The organism is Micromonospora sp. NPDC049366, assembly GCF_044466625.1.
GTDB lineage: Bacteria > Actinomycetota > Actinomycetes > Mycobacteriales > Micromonosporaceae > Micromonospora.
The window spans coordinates 53469-69685 of record NZ_JBITMV010000018.1 but is presented as its reverse complement, the minus strand read 5'-3'; the positions used below and the strand labels follow the sequence as shown (position 1 = coordinate 69685).

At 72.0% G+C, this 16217-nt stretch carries 13 protein-coding genes; 5 read left to right on the top strand and 8 right to left on the bottom strand.

Features of this window, described 5'->3' with window-relative positions; all coding sequences use genetic code 11:
* Positions 1-4 precede the first annotated feature (4 nt).
* Positions 5-2494 (bottom strand): nitrate- and nitrite sensing domain-containing protein, encoded by a 2490-nt coding sequence (locus ACIBTV_RS24275; protein WP_396708361.1) that lies wholly within the window; start codon positions 2492-2494, stop codon positions 5-7.
* Positions 2495-2612: 118 nt separating this feature from the next.
* Positions 2613-4004 (bottom strand): FGGY family carbohydrate kinase, encoded by a 1392-nt coding sequence (locus ACIBTV_RS24270; RefSeq protein WP_396708359.1) that lies wholly within the window; start codon positions 4002-4004, stop codon positions 2613-2615.
* 254 nt (positions 4005-4258) lie between these two features.
* Here ACIBTV_RS24270 and ACIBTV_RS24265 point away from each other — a divergent pair, with 254 nt between their 5' ends.
* A complete protein-coding gene (locus ACIBTV_RS24265; RefSeq protein ID WP_396708357.1) occupies positions 4259-6199 on the top strand; it encodes an anthranilate synthase family protein in 1941 nt (646 codons plus the stop codon).
* A gap of 73 nt (positions 6200-6272) precedes the next feature.
* Here ACIBTV_RS24265 and wrbA read toward each other — a convergent pair whose 3' ends face one another.
* Positions 6273-6890, bottom strand: coding sequence for an NAD(P)H:quinone oxidoreductase (gene wrbA / locus ACIBTV_RS24260; protein WP_396708484.1), 618 nt, complete (start codon positions 6888-6890; stop codon positions 6273-6275).
* A 338-nt stretch (positions 6891-7228) separates the two neighbouring features.
* Positions 7229-7612 carry a hypothetical protein gene (locus tag ACIBTV_RS24255; protein WP_396708355.1) on the bottom strand — a complete coding sequence of 128 codons (384 nt, stop codon included), beginning with the start codon at positions 7610-7612 and terminating at the stop codon, positions 7229-7231.
* Positions 7613-7814: 202 nt separating this feature from the next.
* Here ACIBTV_RS24255 and ACIBTV_RS24250 point away from each other — a divergent pair, with 202 nt between their 5' ends.
* The 4 genes from ACIBTV_RS24250 (at position 7815) to ACIBTV_RS24235 (ending at position 11651) form a co-directional block, all read left to right on the top strand.
* Complete coding sequence (locus tag ACIBTV_RS24250) at positions 7815-8915, top strand: winged helix DNA-binding domain-containing protein (protein ID WP_396708482.1); 1101 nt, start codon at positions 7815-7817, stop codon at positions 8913-8915.
* Positions 8916-9125: 210 nt separating this feature from the next.
* Positions 9126-9947, top strand: coding sequence for a basic amino acid ABC transporter substrate-binding protein (locus ACIBTV_RS24245; protein WP_396708353.1), 822 nt, complete (start codon positions 9126-9128; stop codon positions 9945-9947).
* 67 nt (positions 9948-10014) lie between these two features.
* Positions 10015-10809 carry an amino acid ABC transporter permease gene (locus ACIBTV_RS24240; RefSeq protein WP_396708351.1) on the top strand — a complete coding sequence of 265 codons (795 nt, stop codon included), beginning with the start codon at positions 10015-10017 and terminating at the stop codon, positions 10807-10809.
* Positions 10810-10814: 5 nt separating this feature from the next.
* Positions 10815-11651: an amino acid ABC transporter ATP-binding protein gene (locus tag ACIBTV_RS24235; RefSeq protein WP_396708349.1), complete on the top strand. Its 837-nt coding sequence runs from the start codon at positions 10815-10817 to the stop codon at positions 11649-11651.
* A gap of 138 nt (positions 11652-11789) precedes the next feature.
* Here the strand turns inward: ACIBTV_RS24235 and ACIBTV_RS24230 are convergent, their stop codons facing one another.
* From ACIBTV_RS24230 to ACIBTV_RS24215, 4 genes are all read right to left on the bottom strand, one after another.
* The gene (locus tag ACIBTV_RS24230; RefSeq protein WP_396708347.1) at positions 11790-12998 is read right to left on the bottom strand and encodes an ABC transporter ATP-binding protein; all 1209 of its coding nucleotides are present in this window, start codon (positions 12996-12998) and stop codon (positions 11790-11792) included.
* A gap of 9 nt (positions 12999-13007) precedes the next feature.
* Positions 13008-13844, bottom strand: a complete 837-nt coding sequence (locus ACIBTV_RS24225) for a carbohydrate ABC transporter permease (RefSeq protein WP_396708345.1) — start codon at positions 13842-13844, stop codon at positions 13008-13010.
* A gap of 1 nt (position 13845) precedes the next feature.
* Complete coding sequence (locus ACIBTV_RS24220) at positions 13846-14841, bottom strand: carbohydrate ABC transporter permease (protein WP_396708343.1); 996 nt, start codon at positions 14839-14841, stop codon at positions 13846-13848.
* A 67-nt stretch (positions 14842-14908) separates the two neighbouring features.
* On the bottom strand, positions 14909-16195 hold the full coding sequence (locus ACIBTV_RS24215; protein ID WP_396708341.1) for an ABC transporter substrate-binding protein: 1287 nt from the start codon (positions 16193-16195) through the stop codon (positions 14909-14911).
* Positions 16196-16217: the final 22 nt, after the last annotated feature.

The following is a 16217-nucleotide window of genomic DNA, read 5'->3' as shown; positions in this document are numbered from 1 at the left end:
GTCGTCACTGTCGTCCCTCCTCGCTGTGCCCACCGCGAAGCGGCGGCACCGGTATCTCAGTCGTGTCCTCGGCCTCGGCACGCCGCATCCCACCGTAGAGGCGAGAGAGCATGCCGCCGACCGCTGCCGGATCCGGATCGTGCCGGGCCGCCGGCACCGGCTCCGGCCGCGCCGAACGGGTCACCGCGGCGAGCTGCGCCATCGGCACCCGCACCGGCAGTCCCCGCGCGCTGGTGCCGCCGATCACCGGGGTCGCCGGCGGCGCGGGCGGTCCCGCCTGGGCCGGTGTGGACGGTCCGCGCCGGGACCACCAGCCACCGTCCCCGGACGGTACGGACGCCGCCGGGGCCAGCACGTCCTCGGCGCGTACCGGCACCGGACGGGCCTGACGCGGCACCGTCACCGGTGGGCGACCCGCCACCGGCTGCTCCACGGCGGCGGCCACCGGCCCCGCCGTCACCATCCGCGCCGGCGGCTGCACCTCGGTCACCGGCGGCGCGGGCGCCAGCAGCTCCGCCGGCAGCCGGATCACCGCCACCAGGCCGTCCTCCCCGCCGTGCAGGCGCACCCGCACGTTCAGCCGGGACGCCAGATGGCTGACCACGAACAGGCCCATCCGCTCCACCGCCGCGACGTCGGCCGCCGGCGGGGTGGCGAGCACCTCGTTGGCCTCGGTCAGCGCGCTCGGGCTCATGCCCAGACCCCGGTCGACGATCTCGACGACGGCGCCGGTCTCCTCCGCGCGGGCGGTCACCGACACCAGCGTGTCCGGCCGGGAGAAGGCCGTCGCGTTCTCCAGCAACTCCGCGAACAGGTGCACCAACTCGCCCACCGCGTGGCCCACGACGTGCAGGTCGGCGATCGACTCGTGCCGGACCCGCGGGTACTGCTCGATCTCCGCGGCGGCGGCCAGCAGCATCGTGTTCAAGCCGACGGGACGCTGCCAGCGCCGGGTGGACTCGGTGCCGGCGAGCACCAGCAGGCTCTCGTCGTTACGCCGCATACGCGCGGCCAGATGGTCCAGTTTGAACAGGTTCTCCAGCTGATCCGGGCTGCTCTCCTCGCGCTCCAGTTCGTCGAGCAGTTCCAACTGCCGCTCCACCAGCACCTGACTGCGCCGGGCCAGGTTCACGAACATCGCGTTGACGTTGCGGCGCATCAGCGCCTGCTCCACCGCGACGCTGACCGCGCTGCGGTGCACGGCGACGAACGCCTCGGCCAGCTCACCCATCTCGTCCAGCGAGCGGACCACGGCCGGCGCCACCGAGATGTCCGGCACGCCACCGGTGACCGTCCGCAGCCGGTCCAGGGCCTCCGGCAGCTCCACCTGCGCGATCCGCAGCGCCTGACTACGCAGCAGCCGCATCGAACGGGCCATCGACCGACCGATGAGGAGGGAGATGAGCACGGCCACCAGCAGCACCGCGACGATGCCGCCGACCACCAGCAGCGTGTCCCGCAGCTGGCGCGCGCTGACCTGCTCGGCCTGCGCCACCGCGTCCTCCAGCACCCCCGCCTCGGCCTGCCGCAGCAGCTCCTGCCGCCCCTCGCTGGCCGACCACCACTGCTCCGCCGGCAGCACCACCGGCGCCGTGTCACCGACCGGGAGGGTCCGCTCCTCCATGCGGGCCGCGTCGATGAACGCCGGATCCAGCGTCACCTGGTCATAGCGGAGAATCTGATCGCTGGTCGCCGCCACCCGGAACGCGCCGAGCGCGGTCAGCTGCTGGGCACGCAGGTCGGACAGGACGACCTGCCCCTCCGGGCCGTACCCTCCGCCGCGCGCGGCGGCGTAGAGCTGCGCCCGGATGCGCGAGGACAACTCCTTGACCCGCGCCAGCTGCACGTAGCGCAGCACCGCGTCGCTGAGCGCCGGGTGATCCGGCCCGGGCGTGGGCTCGGCGAGCAGGTTGAGCAGCGCGTCGACGGCCCGGTGGTAGTTGCTCAGGATGGTGTCGCTGTTGAGCACCGCCGGCGGCACCGTCGCCCGGATGGAGACGACCTGCTCGTACGCCTCCAACACCTCCGAATAGGCCACCCGCCAGGACGCGTCCGCGTCCGCCAACGGCTCGGCCGCCCGGCGCAGGTCCACGACCGCCTGATCGGTCGCCCGGTGCAGCGGCCCCAACGCCGCGGTCGCCTCGTCGCGCCGGGGGCCGCTGCCGTCGCGGCGCAGCGCCGCCAACTCACCGGCCGAGCGGTCCCGCTCCTGCTGCAGCCGGTGCACCACCACCGTGATCTCCTGGCCGATGCCGACCTGCTCGGCGAAGTCGCTCAGCGCGGTGGTCTGCCCGACCAGGGCACGGGTCTGCACACCCGCGAGCACGAGGAACGCCACCGACGGGATGACCAGCACCGCCGCGAGCTTCGTGCGCATCCGCCAGTCGCGCAGCCGCAGCGGAGAGCGACGCCGGTGGGGCACGACCCGCACGTCGAAGCGGCGTCGACGATGGTGGGACACCGCACCCCGCGCCGGGTCCACCGCTGTGCCCACACCTGCCTCCTCGTCCCCTCGCGTCCACCGCGCCCGGGGAGCGGATCCATCCAACCAGGCCCGGTAGCGCTGTCAACGGCCCGAACGTGGCAGGTGTCGAGGAAGGATACTGCGGACCCTACTGTCCTGTCGTGGTCGGCGGAACCGAGTCATCCATCCGGCCGATGTCGGCCAACTCGACGGCCTCTCCGAACCGGCCGAGCGCCACCAGAGCCGCGCCCGTAGCGCCGATCTCCGGATTGCGTTGGTGCGACACCGACCGCGGGGCCAACGCCGTGGCGAACGCCTGCCGCCACCACACCGACGCCGCCACCGCACCACCGCCGAGGACCACCTCCACCTGCCGCTCGACGGTGGACTCCAGCACCGTCAGGTCCTCGGAGACCAACTCGCACAGGCCCTGCATGAGACCGGCGAGGATGTCCACCGCGGTGGTGCCGAAGCTCAGGCCGCGCAGCTGACCGGTGCCGGCCGGCGCCAGGCCCGGCGGGCGGTCACCACCGAAGCGGGGATCCGTGGGCAGGCCGCCGCCGGCCGGCACCAGCGCCAACGCCGCGTCCAGTTCGGCGCCCGACGGCAGCCGCAGCTCCCGGTTCGCCCAGGCGAACAGGTTGCCGCCGGAGGAGTAGGCCGCCCCCGTCACCACGTGGTCATGGTCCACGCGGTACCGCCACAACCGCTGCGGCAGGTACGGCAGCTGCGTGCCGGCCGGCACCCGCTGCATCAGCCGTACCGCCGCCGACGTGCCCACCGTCACCGCCGCCCGGCTCTCGTCCACGCACCCCGAGCCCACGTTCGACGCCCCACCGTCGCCCACCGGTGCCGACCAGCGGGCGTCGGCGAGCGCCGGCCAGCGCTTCGCGTACTCGGGCCGCAGCCGGCCCTGCCAGTCCAGCGGCGCCAGCGGCGGCAGCCCGTCCTCCCGGGCACCGGCCAACGCCAGCGCCTCCTCGTCCCAGGTAAGGGTGCTCAGGTCCAGCAGGCCCGTCCCCGACGCCTGCGAGATGGACATCGGCGCCTCGTCGAGAAGCTCGCCCAGCACGAACTCCGGCAGACCGGAGAAACGCGCCACCCGGGCACCGACCCGCTCCCGCACCCACGGCAGCCGCACCGACCAGTACGAGCGGTGCCACCAGGTGCCGGTGCGCTGGTGGAAGTCCTCCGCGTCGGCTGGGCCACGCGCGGACGGCAGCGGCGCCGGCCGGGTGTCCAGCCACGTCAGCACCGGCCCGAGCGGTTCACCCGCGGCGTCCAGCGGGACCACCGAGTGCCACTGCGCGGAGACCGCTACCAGGCCCACCTCGTGCAGGTGACCGCCCTCGGACAACTCGTCCAGGCACTCCACCAGGCACGCCAGGTAGCCCGGGCCGACCAGGGTGCCCGTGCCGTCGTCCCCGATGGCCAGGCTCACCTTGCGCCGCGCCAGCGCACCCGGCATCGGCTGGGTGTCCGCGTCCAGCACCAGGCCGCGCACCGAGGAGGTGCCCAGGTCGAGCGCGAGAATGTTCATCGCCGGTCAAACTACCCGGTCCACCTCCGGCACGAGACGGGTCGGCCCCCCCGTCCGCCGGATCGGCTTCCCCACCGCCGCAGCGCCGCGTAGGGTGGTGCCATGCTCGCGTACCCGACCTGCTGGTGGCCCGCCGACCCGGCGGCCACCTCTCACGCGTAGCTTTTCCCACGCGGCCGCCCATCGGGGCGGTCGCCGGGTCTCCCGGCCCCCGGGCCGCCCCACCGGCGGCGCCCGGCCTTCAGGAGACACCGATGACCCGCCTGCACGACCTGCTCGCCGCGGTGAACCGCGGCGCCGACCCCGGCCCGTTCGCCCTGGTCCGCCGCGCCGACGCCGACCACGTGGAGCTGTTCACCGGCCCCACCCGCGCCGTCGACCGGCTGGCCGACATTCCCCTGCCCGAGGGCGGCGCGCCCGGGCCCCGCACGCTGGCCCTGGTCCCCTACCGGCAGATCACCGAACGCGGCTTCGCCTGCGTCGACGACGACGCCCCCCTGGAGTGCCTGCTGGTCACCGGGCACGAACGCGTCGACCTGGCCGAGGCCCTGGCCGCCCTGCCCGACCGGCCCGTACGCACCGCCGACGCGGCCTTCGACATCGGCGACGACGAGTACGCGGCGACCGTGGGCCGGGTGCTCGCCGACGAGATCGGCCGCGGCGAGGGGGCGAACTTCGTCATCCACCGCACCCTGACCGCGACCGTGCAGGACCCGCCCCTGGCCGCCGCCCTCGCCGCGCTGCGCCGGCTGCTGGTCCACGAGCGCGGCGCCTACTGGACCTTCGTCGTGCACACCGGCACCCGCACGCTCGTCGGGGCCAGCCCGGAACGCCACGTCAGCGTCGACGACGGCCTGGTCATGATGAACCCGATCAGCGGCACCTTCCGGCACACCGGCACGGCGCCCGACCGCGACGCCCTGCTGCGCTTCCTCGCCGACCCCAAGGAGGTCGAGGAGCTGTACATGGTGCTCGACGAGGAGCTGAAGATGATGGCCACCGTCGCCGAGCACGGCGGCCAGGTCGTCGGCCCCTACCTCAAGGAGATGTCCCACCTGGCGCACACCGAGTACCTGCTCGCCGGGCGGGGCACCCGGGACGTGCGCGAGGTGCTGCGCGAGACGATGTTCGCGCCCACCGTCACCGGCAGCCCCATGGAGAACGCCTGCCGGGTGATCGCCCGCCACGAGCGCACCGGCCGCCGCTACTACGCCGGGGTGCTCGCCCTGCTCGGCCACGACGACGCCGGCCGGCAGACCCTGGACGCGCCGATCCTCATCCGCACCGCCGAGATCTCCCCCACCGGGGCGCTGCGGGTGCCGGTCGGCGCCACCCTCGTCCGGCACTCGACCGCCGCCGGCGAGGTCGCCGAGACCCACGCCAAGGCCGCCGCCGTGCTCGCCGCCCTCGGGCTCGGCCCCCAGGCGGCCACCGCCGGCCGGGAGCCGGCGACCCGGCTCGCCGACGATCCCCGGGTACGGGCCGCTCTCGCCGCCCGCAACGAGCCGCTGGCCCGCTTCTGGCTCGACCAGCGGGCACCGGGCGCGGCCGAACGACCGGAGCTCGTCGGCCGCCGCGTGCTCATCGTCGACGGTGAGGACACCTTCACCGGAATGCTGGCGCACCAACTGCGGGCACTCGGCCTCACCGTGACGCTGCGACCCTGGCACACCCCGGGCACCACCCGGGCGTACGACCTGGTGCTGGTCGGCCCCGGCCCGGGCGACCCGGGCAGCGCGACCGACCCCAAGATGGCGGCGCTGCGCGCGCTGCTGACCGACCTGCTCGCGCGGGAGCAACCGACCCTCGCGGTCTGCCTCGGTCACCAACTGCTCGCCGGGCTGCTCGGCCTGCCGGCGCACCGCCGAGACGCCCCCTACCAGGGCCTGCAACGGCAGGTCACGATCTTCGGTGTGCCCCGCCGGGTCGGCTTCTACGCCACGTTCACCGCCCGGGCCGCCCTCGACCGGCTCGATACCGCGTACGGCCCGGTGGAGCTGGCCCGCGACGAGGACGACGGGGCGGTGCACGCGCTGCGCGGACCCGGCTTCGCCGGGGTGCAGTTCCACCCGGAGTCGGTGCTCAGCCCGGACGGCCTGGCCGTGCTGGCCGACCTGCTGGGATGGCTGCTGCCACCTGCCGGCACGCCGGTCGGCTCGGGCACGACCGGCGCCGCCACGGCGGAGGGCGCGTGACGCCTCCCGCCACGGGGTAGCTTGCGGTCACCGGTGGCCGGTCGGGCAGAGAGCCTCCGGCTGGTCACCGGGCTCAGCCTGCGAGGCCCTTCTTCACCGCCGCACCGATCTGCACGGCCCGGCGGGCGGTCAGCGCGGTGGCGGTCAGCGCGATGTCGTCCGGCGCGATCTCCCCGTTGTTGCTCGTGTGCGACGCCCCGTACGGGTTACCGGCGATGTACTGACTGGTGTCGGTGTAACCGGGGGTGACCACGATGCCGCCCCAGTGGTAGAAGACGTGGAACATCGACAGCAGCGTCGCCTCCTGGCCACCGTGGCTGGTGGCGGTCGTGCAGAACCCCGCGTACACCTTGTTGACCAGGGCGCCCTGTGCCCACAGCGGCCCGCTGGTGTCGATGAACTGCTTGAGCTGTGCCGCCATGACCCCGTACCGGGTGGGCGTTCCGAAGATCACCACGTCGGCCCAGGACAGGTCGTCGAGTTGCGCCTCGGGCACGTCCTGCGTCTCCAGGTGGTGCGCATGCCAGCCGGAGTTGGAGCGGACCGCCTCCGCCGGCGCCAACTCGCGCACCTTGCGCAGGCGCACCTCCGCGCCCGCGTCCCCGGCGGCCTCGCAGGCCGCCTGCGCCATCTGGTACGTGGTACCGGTGGCGCTGTAGTAGATCACCGCGACCTTGACCTGGGCCATCAGATGGGTCCCTTCCCGACTCGGATCAGGCTCCCGCGACTACCCGCTGCCCGAGGCGGAAAACGCCACACCGGCACCCCCGAGCGGGCGCGCCGGAAATCCTTCGCCAGTTCACTTGCCACACCTCAAGATTTCCGCAATTTTCGACGCCCACCGACCCGGTCCGCCCGTGCGGGGCGATCCTGACGTCACCGGCGCTCGCGGGAGTCCCCGCCGCTCCCGCGCCGGGCGCCTGAACGGGGGATCGCGCTGCGTCGGCAGGGATGCTGACGCAGCGCGATCAGGGGCCGAGAGGGTGCAGCCGGCGGTCCCGCCCGGCGTGCGTGCACCCGTCCCCGCCGTCAGCTGACCTGTGAACGCAGGTCGTCGACCTGCTGTTGCAGCCGGTCCACCGCGCCCTCGTTGTTGAGGAACGTGGTGACGCCGGCGATGAAGACCAGACCGAGGATCAGCGCGATGATGCTGAGGACGAGACCACCGATGGTCACGCTCCGCCCGGTCACGTTGGGTCGGGCGGACATCCGCAGCCCGAAGATGCCGACGATGATCCCGATGATGCCGAGGATGATCCCGGCCCACGCGAGGATCGCGGTCAGCACACAGATCAGGGCGGAGACGCCGAACACCAGGGCGAAGGTCGCGGCGGTGCTGGTCTTGGCCGGGGTGCGATCGGCCCGGGACCGGGCGGGCGCGCCTCCCCGCATCGGCTCGCTGGACGCAGTCATGACTCTCCCTCCCGCACGCGCGGCGCGCGCACTTCCGCTCGGCGCATCCCCGCTGCTCCGGTCCTTATGCCTGGGGCGTGCCCGGTCGCCGCCGGCGCGAACGGCACCGGCAGTGGCGCAACGGGGTGGCCGCGGGGCCGGTGGGACGGAAGTGTCGTGGGGTGCGCCTAGGGTGAGCGGCGACCCTGACGAAAGGCGACCCATGCCGGTGCGGCTCACCGCGAACGAGGCGCTCGACCTGCGGATGACCAGCCTGCTGCTGCGCCCCCATCCCGGCGTCGCGCCGGGCACGGTCGCCGACGTGGTGCAGTGGTTCGGCGCCATGCAGGCACAGGATCTGGCCAGCGGCCTCTGGTCGCTGGGCGCCCGGCTGCCCGCCCTCACCCAGGCCGACGTGCGGGCCGCGCTGGAGCGGCGGGAGGCGCTGCGCACCTGGCCGATGCGGGGCACCGTCCACCTCGTGCCGTCCCGCGACGCGCGGTGGATGCTGGAGCTGACCGGCGTACGCACGCTGGCCGCCGCGGCGACCCGCCGCGCCGCCCTCGGCCTCACCGACGCCGACGCGGACCGCGCGCTGGACGTGCTCGGCGCCGCCCTCGCCGGCGGCGGCCGACTCACCCGCGCCGAGTGCCTGGCCCGGCTCACGGCGGCCGGCATCGGCGTCGACGGGCAGCGCGGCTACCACCTGCTGTCGCACGCGAGCCTGCGCGGCGTGACCTGCCTCGCGCCCAACGTCGGCACCGAGCAGACGTTCGCACTGCTCGACGAGTGGGCGCCCGCCGCGCACCGGCCCGACCGGGAGGAGGCGCTGGCCCTGCTCGCCCGTCGCTACGTGCGCTCCCACGGCCCGGTCACCGACCGGGAGTTCGCCGGCTGGACGGGGCTGACGCTCACCGACGCCCGCCGCGGTCTGGCCGCGGCCGGCGACGTCCTCACCACCGTCGAGGTCGACGACGTGGCGATGCTGGTCGACGCGGCACTGCTCGACGCGCCCCGGTCCCCGGTCGACGACCTGCTGGTGCTGCCCGGCTTCGACGAATACCTGCTCGGCTACCGAGACCGCACGCTGATGCTCGACCCGGCGCACCGCGAGGCGGTGGTTCCGGGCGGCAACGGCGTCTTCCAGGCCACCGTGGTCCAGGCAGGCCGGGTGGTGGGCACGTGGAAGCGCACGATCGGCGCTCGCCGGGTCACGGTGACGGTGCGTCCGCTGGCCCCGCTCGACCGGCCCCGCGTGGAGCGGGCCCTCGGCCGTTACGCCGGGTTTCTCGACCTACCGCTGCGCGTCGACTGGCCGTCCTGAGGCGCGCGGCGCGCGGCCCCGGTGACGACGGTCAGCTCCCTTCTCATCGGTTCTGCGCCGAACGCCCGGTTGCCGGGATGTGATGGTCGCAGCTTCGATCCCACCAGCCCGACATGATCTTGGCCCGGCACCACTGATCAGGTAGCGTCGCCGAGCACACCCTTTGGTGAATGCTGGTTGCCCGTCAGGGGCCGAATCGGAGGACGCAGCGTGACTTTCCATCGCGCAGCCCGCAAGGCAGGACTCGTCGCGGCCATCGCCGCGCTCGCACTGGGCGCCGCCGGATGCGCCAAGAAGGACGAGGGCGAGGTCCAGGCCGGCGGAGTCAAGCTCGTCGAGAAGGGCGCGCTGACCGTCTGCACCCACCTGCCGTACGCGCCGTTCCAGTCCAAGGACACCGCCGGCAAGGTCGTCGGGTTCGACGTCGACGTGATGGACCTGGTCGCCAAGGAGTTGGGCGTCGAGCAGAAGATCGTCGACACCCCGTTCGAGGGGATCAAGTCCGGGCAGGACCTGAACACCGGCAAGTGCGACGCGGCCGCCGCCGGCATGACGATCACCGAAGAGCGGCAGAAGGTCATGAACTTCTCCGATCCGTACTTCGACGCGACCCAGGCGATGCTGGTCAAGACGGGCAAGGCGTACAAGTCGCTCGACGACCTCAAGGGCAAGAAGATCGGCGTCCAGGCGTCCACCACCGGCCGCGACTACGCCAAGCGGTTCGAGCAGGAGAAGGACCTCAAGCTCGTCGAGTTCGAAGACCTCGCCGCCCTGCAGCAGGCCCTCGCCAACGGCCAGATCGAGGCCGCCATCAACGACCTCCCGGTCTGGACCGAGTACATCAAGAACAACCCGGGTGGCTTCGAGGTGACGGCGGAGTTCGACACCGGCGAGCAGTACGGCTTCTCGGTGAAGAAGGACGGCAACCCGGAGCTGCTCAAGAAGATCAACGAGGTGCTGACCAAGGCCAGGCAGGACGGCACCTACGACAAGATCTACGAGAAGTGGATCGGCAAGCAGCCGGCCAAGTGACCGAAAGCTGTGGCAGGAGGGCGCGCGCGGGTCGCGCGCCCTCCGCGTGCGTGAGGAGCATCGAACCGTGAAGCTGCGACGCCGTCAGCGGGAGCGGCTGTCCCTCTGGCTCCAGTACCTGGCCTTCGTCATCGTCATCGCCGCGGTGATCTACGCCGCGGACTGGGACCGGCTGCGCGAGGCCTTCTTCCGCGTCGACATCATCAAGTCGATGTTCCCGACGGTCATCACCGTCGCGCTGCGCAACACGGTCCTCTACACGCTGGGCGCGTTCGCCTTCGGCCTCGTCTTCGGCACCCTTCTCGCGCTGATGCGGCTGTCCCGGGTGGCCCCCTACCGCTGGCTGGCGACGGCGTACATCGAGCTGTTCCGGGGCCTGCCCGCGCTGCTGGTGCTCTTCCTCGTCGGCTACGGCATCCCCATCGCCTTCCCCGAGCGGGAGATCCCGGGTGGCGTGTTCGGTTCCATCGCGATCGGTCTCGGCCTGACCGCCGCCGCCTACATGGCGGAGACGCTCCGCGCCGGCATCCAGGCGGTGCCCCGGGGCCAGATGGAGGCGGCGCGCACCCTCGGAATGTCGCACTTCACCGCGATGCGCACCATCGTCATCCCGCAGGCGTTCCGGATCGTGATCCCCCCGCTGACGAACGAGCTCATCCTGCTCACCAAGGATTCCTCGCTCGCCTACGTGCTGGGCGTGACGGCGCAGACCATCGAGATCACCAAGTTCGGCCGGGACACGCTGAACGACCGGGTGAACGCCACACCGCTACTGGTCGCCGGCTTCACCTACCTGATCATCACCCTGCCCCTGTCCCAGGTGGTCCGCCGCCTGGAACTCCGCCACGCCAAGGCCCGGTGATCCGCATGACCACCCCCTCCCGGCCCGCTGTCGAGATCCGCGACCTGCACAAGTCCTTCGGCCCGCTCGAGGTGCTCAAGGGCATCGACTTCGAGGTCGGCCACGGCGAGGTCGTCTGCGTCATCGGGCCCTCCGGCTCCGGCAAGTCGACGCTGCTGCGCTGCGTCAACCTCCTGGAGGAGCCGACCGCCGGCAAGATCTGGGTGAACGGCACCGAGATGACCGACCCGGACGTCGAGATCGACGCCGTACGCCGCGGCATCGGCATGGTCTTCCAGTCGTTCAACCTCTTCCCGCACCTGACCGTGCTCAACAACCTCACCATCGCGCAGCGTCGGGTGCTGCGGCGCGGCCGCTCCGAGGCCGAGCGGGTCGCGCTGGCGAACCTGGAGCGGGTCGGCCTCTCCGACAAGGCCGACGCGTTTCCGGCGCAGCTCTCCGGCGGCCAGCAGCAGCGGGCGGCGATCGCCCGATCGCTGTCGATGGAACCCAAGCTGATGCTCTTCGACGAGCCGACCTCCGCCCTCGACCCGGAACTCGTCGGCGACGTGCTCACCGTCATGCGCACGCTGGCCGAGGACGGCATGACGATGATGGTGGTCACCCACGAGATGGCGTTCGCCCGCGACGTCGCCGACCGGGTCGTGTTCATGGACGGCGGCGTGGTGGTCGAGCAGGGTCCACCGCAGGAGGTGCTCGGCGCGCCGCGGCACGAACGGACCCGCTCGTTCCTGTCCCGGGTCCTCGACCCGACCCACGTCGCGCAGCTCGGCCAGCCCGACCAGCGCGGCGAGCCCGCGCAGCCGCCGCACCTGCCGGCCGACGACCGCCACGGCCTCTGACAGATCACCGCGCGGTCGCCGTCACGACCCGGCGGCCGTCGCTCGCCCGTGCGGCCGACGCACCGCCGGGCACCGGTGGCGGACGACGAAGCGGGCCGGCGGGGTCAGCGCCCCACCGGCCCGCGCGGCGATCGGTCGTCAGTCGGCCAGCGCGCCCGCGGCCCGGCCCTCGTGCAGGGTCAGGTTGCGGCCGTCGGACGGGTCGAACAGGTGGATCTTCTCCAGGTTGAACCAGACCCGCCGGTTCCCGCCCTCGGTCACCGGCGACTCCGCCGACAGCCGGGTCACCAGGTTGGACCCGGCGCCGGTGAAGTCGGCCGCCCCCGCGTCGGCGGCCAGCTCCTCCAGCTCGGCGGCGCTGGCCCGCTCCCCCTCGACGGTGAAGTAGACGTACTTGTCGGAGCCCATCGACTCGACGATCTCCACCGGCGCCTCGAACTCCATGCCCCGGCGGCGGGTGTCGTCGTCGACCAGCTCGGCGTCCTCGAAGTGCTCCGGCCGGATGCCCAGGATCAGCTCCCGGGGGGCGTCGGCGCCCGCCAGCTGCCGACGCACCCGGTCGCCGAGCGGCACGTCCCCCAGGGCGGTCCGCAGCCGGCCGTCCTCGACGGCGGCGTGCAGGAAGTTCATCGACGGCGAGCCGATGAAGCCGGCCACGAACAGGTTGCGGGGGTGGTCGTACAGCTCCTGGGGCGGGCCGACCTGCTGCACCGCGCCGCCGCGCATGATGACCACCCGGTCGCCGAGCGTCATCGCCTCGGTCTGGTCGTGCGTGACGTAGACGGTCGTGGTGCCGAGCTGCTTCTGCAGGCGCGACACCACGGTCCGCATCTGCACCCGCAGCTTCGCGTCCAGGTTGGACAGCGGCTCGTCCATCAGGAAGGCCTTGGGCTGGCGGACGATCGCCCGACCCATCGCCACCCGCTGCCGCTGGCCGCCGGAGAGGTTGGCCGGCTTGCGGTCCAGCAGCGCGCTCAGCTCCAGGACCTTCGCCGCCTCGTCCACCTTCGCGTTGATGGTCTCCTTGTCGAGCTTCGCCAGCCGCAGCGGGAACGCCATGTTCTCCCGCACTGTCATGTTCGGGTAGAGCGCGTAGGACTGGAAGACCATCGCGATGTCCCGGTCCCGGGGCGCCTTGTCGTTGACCCGCTCGCCGCCGATGCGCAGCTCACCGGAGCTGATGTCCTCCAGCCCGGCGATCATGTTGAGCGTGGTGGACTTACCGCAGCCGGACGGTCCCACCAGGATCACGAACTCGCCGTCGGCGATCTCCAGGTCGACGTCGCGCACCGCGACGGTTCCGTCCGGGAAACTCTTGCTCACCTTGTCGAGCACGATGTCAGCCACGACTACCACCTATCCCTTGACTGCGCCGGAGGTCAGGCCGGAGACGATGCGGCGCTGGAAGAAGAGCACGAATGCGATGATCGGAACGGTGATCACCACCGCGGCGGCGCAGATGGCCCCGGTGGGATCCTCGAACTGCGACGCGCCGGTGAAGAACGACAGCGCGGCCGGCACCGTGCGGGACCGCTCGGTGGACGTCAGCGAGATCGCGAACAGGAAGTCGTTCCAGCAGAAGATGAAGACCAGGATCGCCGTGGTGAACAGCCCCGGCGCGGCCAGCGGCGCGATCACCCGGCGGAACGCCTGCCCCTGCGTGGCGCCGTCCATCTTCGCTGCCTTCTCCAGGTCCCACGGGATCTGCTTGAAGAACGCCGACAGCGTGTAGATCGCCAGCGGCAGCGCGAAGGTGATGTACGGCAGGATCAGCCCCGGCCACGTGTCGAAGAGCCCGAGCTGACGCTCGATCTCGAACAGCGGCGACACCAGCGACACCTGCGGGAACATCGCGATCAGCAGGGAGACGCCGACCAGCAGCCGCTTGCCGGGGAAGTCCAGCCGGGAGATCGCGTACGCGGCCATGGCGCCGAGCACCACCGCGATCGCGGTGGCGATCAACGCGATGCCGATCGAGTTGACCAGGGCACGGACGAACTGGTCGGTGGCGAAGATCGTCCGGTAGTTCTCCAACGTCCACTCGCGCGGGAAGAACTTCCCGTCGGTGAGCGTGGCCGGGGTCTTGAACGACAGCGAGGCGATCCACAGCACCGGGATCAGCGCGAAGACGACCACGATGACGTCCAGCAGGCCCCACCGCAGCTTCGCCCGGGTGGTGGTTTCGGTTGCCATCTCAACGCCTCTCGTCGTCCGAGCTGCCGGGGGCAGCGGTGCCGAAGAGCTTCACGAACACGAACGCGATGATCGCCACGGTGAGGAAGATCAGGACCGACATCGTGGAGCCGATGCCGAGGTTCAGGCCCCGGATCAGGTTGTTGTAGGCGAGCATCGACACCGACGACGTCTCGTTCGCGCCCGACGTGAGGATGAAGATGTTGTCGAACACGCGGAACGCGTCGAGCGTGCGGAACAGCAGCGCCACGAGGATCGCCGGCTTCATCACCGGCAGCATCACCTTGGTGAACCGCTGCCAGGGGGTCGCCCCGTCGGTGGAGGCCGCCTTGAGCAGGTCCTCCGGCACCAGCGCCAGGCCGGCCATCAGCAGCAGCGCCATGAACGGGGTGGTCTTCCAGATCTCGGCCAGCATGATGATCGCCAGCGAGCTGGCCCGCTCGGTCAGCGGGGCGCCGTCACTGAACAGGTTGGCCAGGTAGCCGGTGCCGGGCGTCCACGCGTACCGCCAGGAGAAGGCGGCGACGACCGTGACGATGCCGTACGGGATCAGCGCCGAGGTCCGGACGAGGCCCCGCCCGACCAGCGTGCGGTGCATGATCAGGGCCAGCCCCATGCCGAGCACCAGCTCGATGGCGACGGTGACCACGGTGATCAGCGCGGTCACCCCGAACGCGGTCCACCAGAACTCGTTGGTCAGCACCGTCACGTAGTTCTCCAGCCCGATGAACTCGCGCTGGTCGGGGAAGCGCAGGTCGAAACGCTGCAACGACAGCCAGACCGAGTAGATGATCGGGTACGCGGTGACCGCGAGCATGACCAGCGCGGCGGGTGCGCAGAGCAGCCACCCGAGCCGCCGTTCGGCCTTCTTGTTCTCACTCAATGGTGCCCGACCCCGCCGGTCGCGCTGGGCGGGTACCGCGGCGTGCCGGCCGGTGCCGGTCGCGGTCTCCTCGGCGGTCGCGTCGGCGCCCGCCGGCGTGGCGTTCACGCTCATGACGTCGCCTCCCTTCGGTCGGCGCCGCCCTGCGGCATCAGCGTGCCGCGCTGACCGGTTCGCTCGCTCACGGCAGCACCCCCTTCGACTCGAGCGCGTCGGCGATGGCGTCGCGCAGCTCGTCCGCGGTCTTCTGCGGGTCGATGCCCGACGGCGGGGAGAGCAGCGCCGACATCACCGTGGAGATGCTCTGGTAGGCCGGGGTCAGCGGCCGCACCGCCGACTCCTTCAGCTCTTCGAGGATCGTGTCCTTCATCGGGTACGCCTCGGTCATCTCCGGGTCGTCGTAGACCTGCTCGATCGTCGGCGGGACGCCGTCGTTGATCGCGGAGAACTTCTGGTTCTCGGCGCTGCGCAGGCACGTGGCGGCCTCGAAGGACTCCTGCGGGTGCCTGGAGTACGCGCTCACCGCGAGGTTGACCCCGCCGATGGTGACCTTGCTCGGGGTGTTCTCGTCGATGCCGGGGATCCGCGCCCAGGCGACCTGCTTGGCGAGGTCCGGGCTGGCCTCCTGCATCGCCGGGTAGACGAACGGCCAGTTCACCTGGAACGCGCCCGCGCCGGACTGGAACTCCAGCCGGACCGGGTCCTCGGTGGCGTTGCTGAACGACGGCGACGTCACGCCCGACGCGGCGAGGTCGCGCAGCTGCTTCAGCGCCCGGACGGTTCCCTCGTCCATGACGGCCTTCGTGCCCTTGTCGTCGAGGATCCGACCGCCGGCGCTCTCCGCGAGGGTGTTGTAGAGGACGACCAGGCCCTCGTACTGGGCGCCCATGGTGAGCACCTGGTACGGCTTGCCCTGCTGCTTCAGGTCCTGCGCCATCGAGATCATCTGGTCCCACGTCTTCGGCGGCTCGGGCACCAGGTCCTTGCGGTACCAGAGCAGCTGGACGTTGGTGTTCTTCGGCGCGCCGTAGAGCTTGTCCTGGTAGCGGGCGGTCTCCAGCGGGCCGGCGAGGGTGCCCTGCTCGACCTCGGCCTTGTCCTGCCCGGTCCACTCCCGGATCCAGTCCGCGCTGGCGAACTCCTGTGTCCAGGTCACGTCGAGCCCGAGCACGTCCATCCCGCTGTCCTCGGCGGCGAGCCGGCGGACCATCTGCACCCGCTGGTCGTCGGCCTGCCGCGGCAGCACCCGGTAGACGATCTCGTATCGCCCGCCGGCCTGCGCGTTGCAGTTGTCGACCACCTTCTGCAGGTTCTGCTCGGGCGGGTAGTACAGGTTGATCGTCGGTGTGCCGCTGTCCCCACCTGCGGCGCAGCCCGCCACGGGCGCCGCCAGCGCCACCGCGGCGGCGGCCGCGACCACGCGCACCCGTGGTCGACGTCGACGTCCGGCCTCGTCAGGGTCGCTCATCACCCCTCCCCTCTGATCGGCC

Coding starts and splice junctions, on each gene's coding strand:
- ACIBTV_RS24270 (WP_396708359.1), bottom strand. CDS start 4,004: ATGAACATTCTCGCGCTCGACCTGGGCACCTCCTCGGTGCGCGGCCTG.
- ACIBTV_RS24265 (WP_396708357.1), top strand. CDS start 4,259: ATGACCCGCCTGCACGACCTGCTCGCCGCGGTGAACCGCGGCGCCGAC.
- ACIBTV_RS24255 (WP_396708355.1), bottom strand. CDS start 7,612: ATGACTGCGTCCAGCGAGCCGATGCGGGGAGGCGCGCCCGCCCGGTCC.
- ACIBTV_RS24250 (WP_396708482.1), top strand. CDS start 7,815: ATGCCGGTGCGGCTCACCGCGAACGAGGCGCTCGACCTGCGGATGACC.
- ACIBTV_RS24235 (WP_396708349.1), top strand. CDS start 10,815: ATGACCACCCCCTCCCGGCCCGCTGTCGAGATCCGCGACCTGCACAAG.
- ACIBTV_RS24225 (WP_396708345.1), bottom strand. CDS start 13,844: ATGGCAACCGAAACCACCACCCGGGCGAAGCTGCGGTGGGGCCTGCTG.
- ACIBTV_RS24220 (WP_396708343.1), bottom strand. CDS start 14,841: ATGAGCGTGAACGCCACGCCGGCGGGCGCCGACGCGACCGCCGAGGAG.
- ACIBTV_RS24215 (WP_396708341.1), bottom strand. CDS start 16,195: ATGAGCGACCCTGACGAGGCCGGACGTCGACGTCGACCACGGGTGCGC.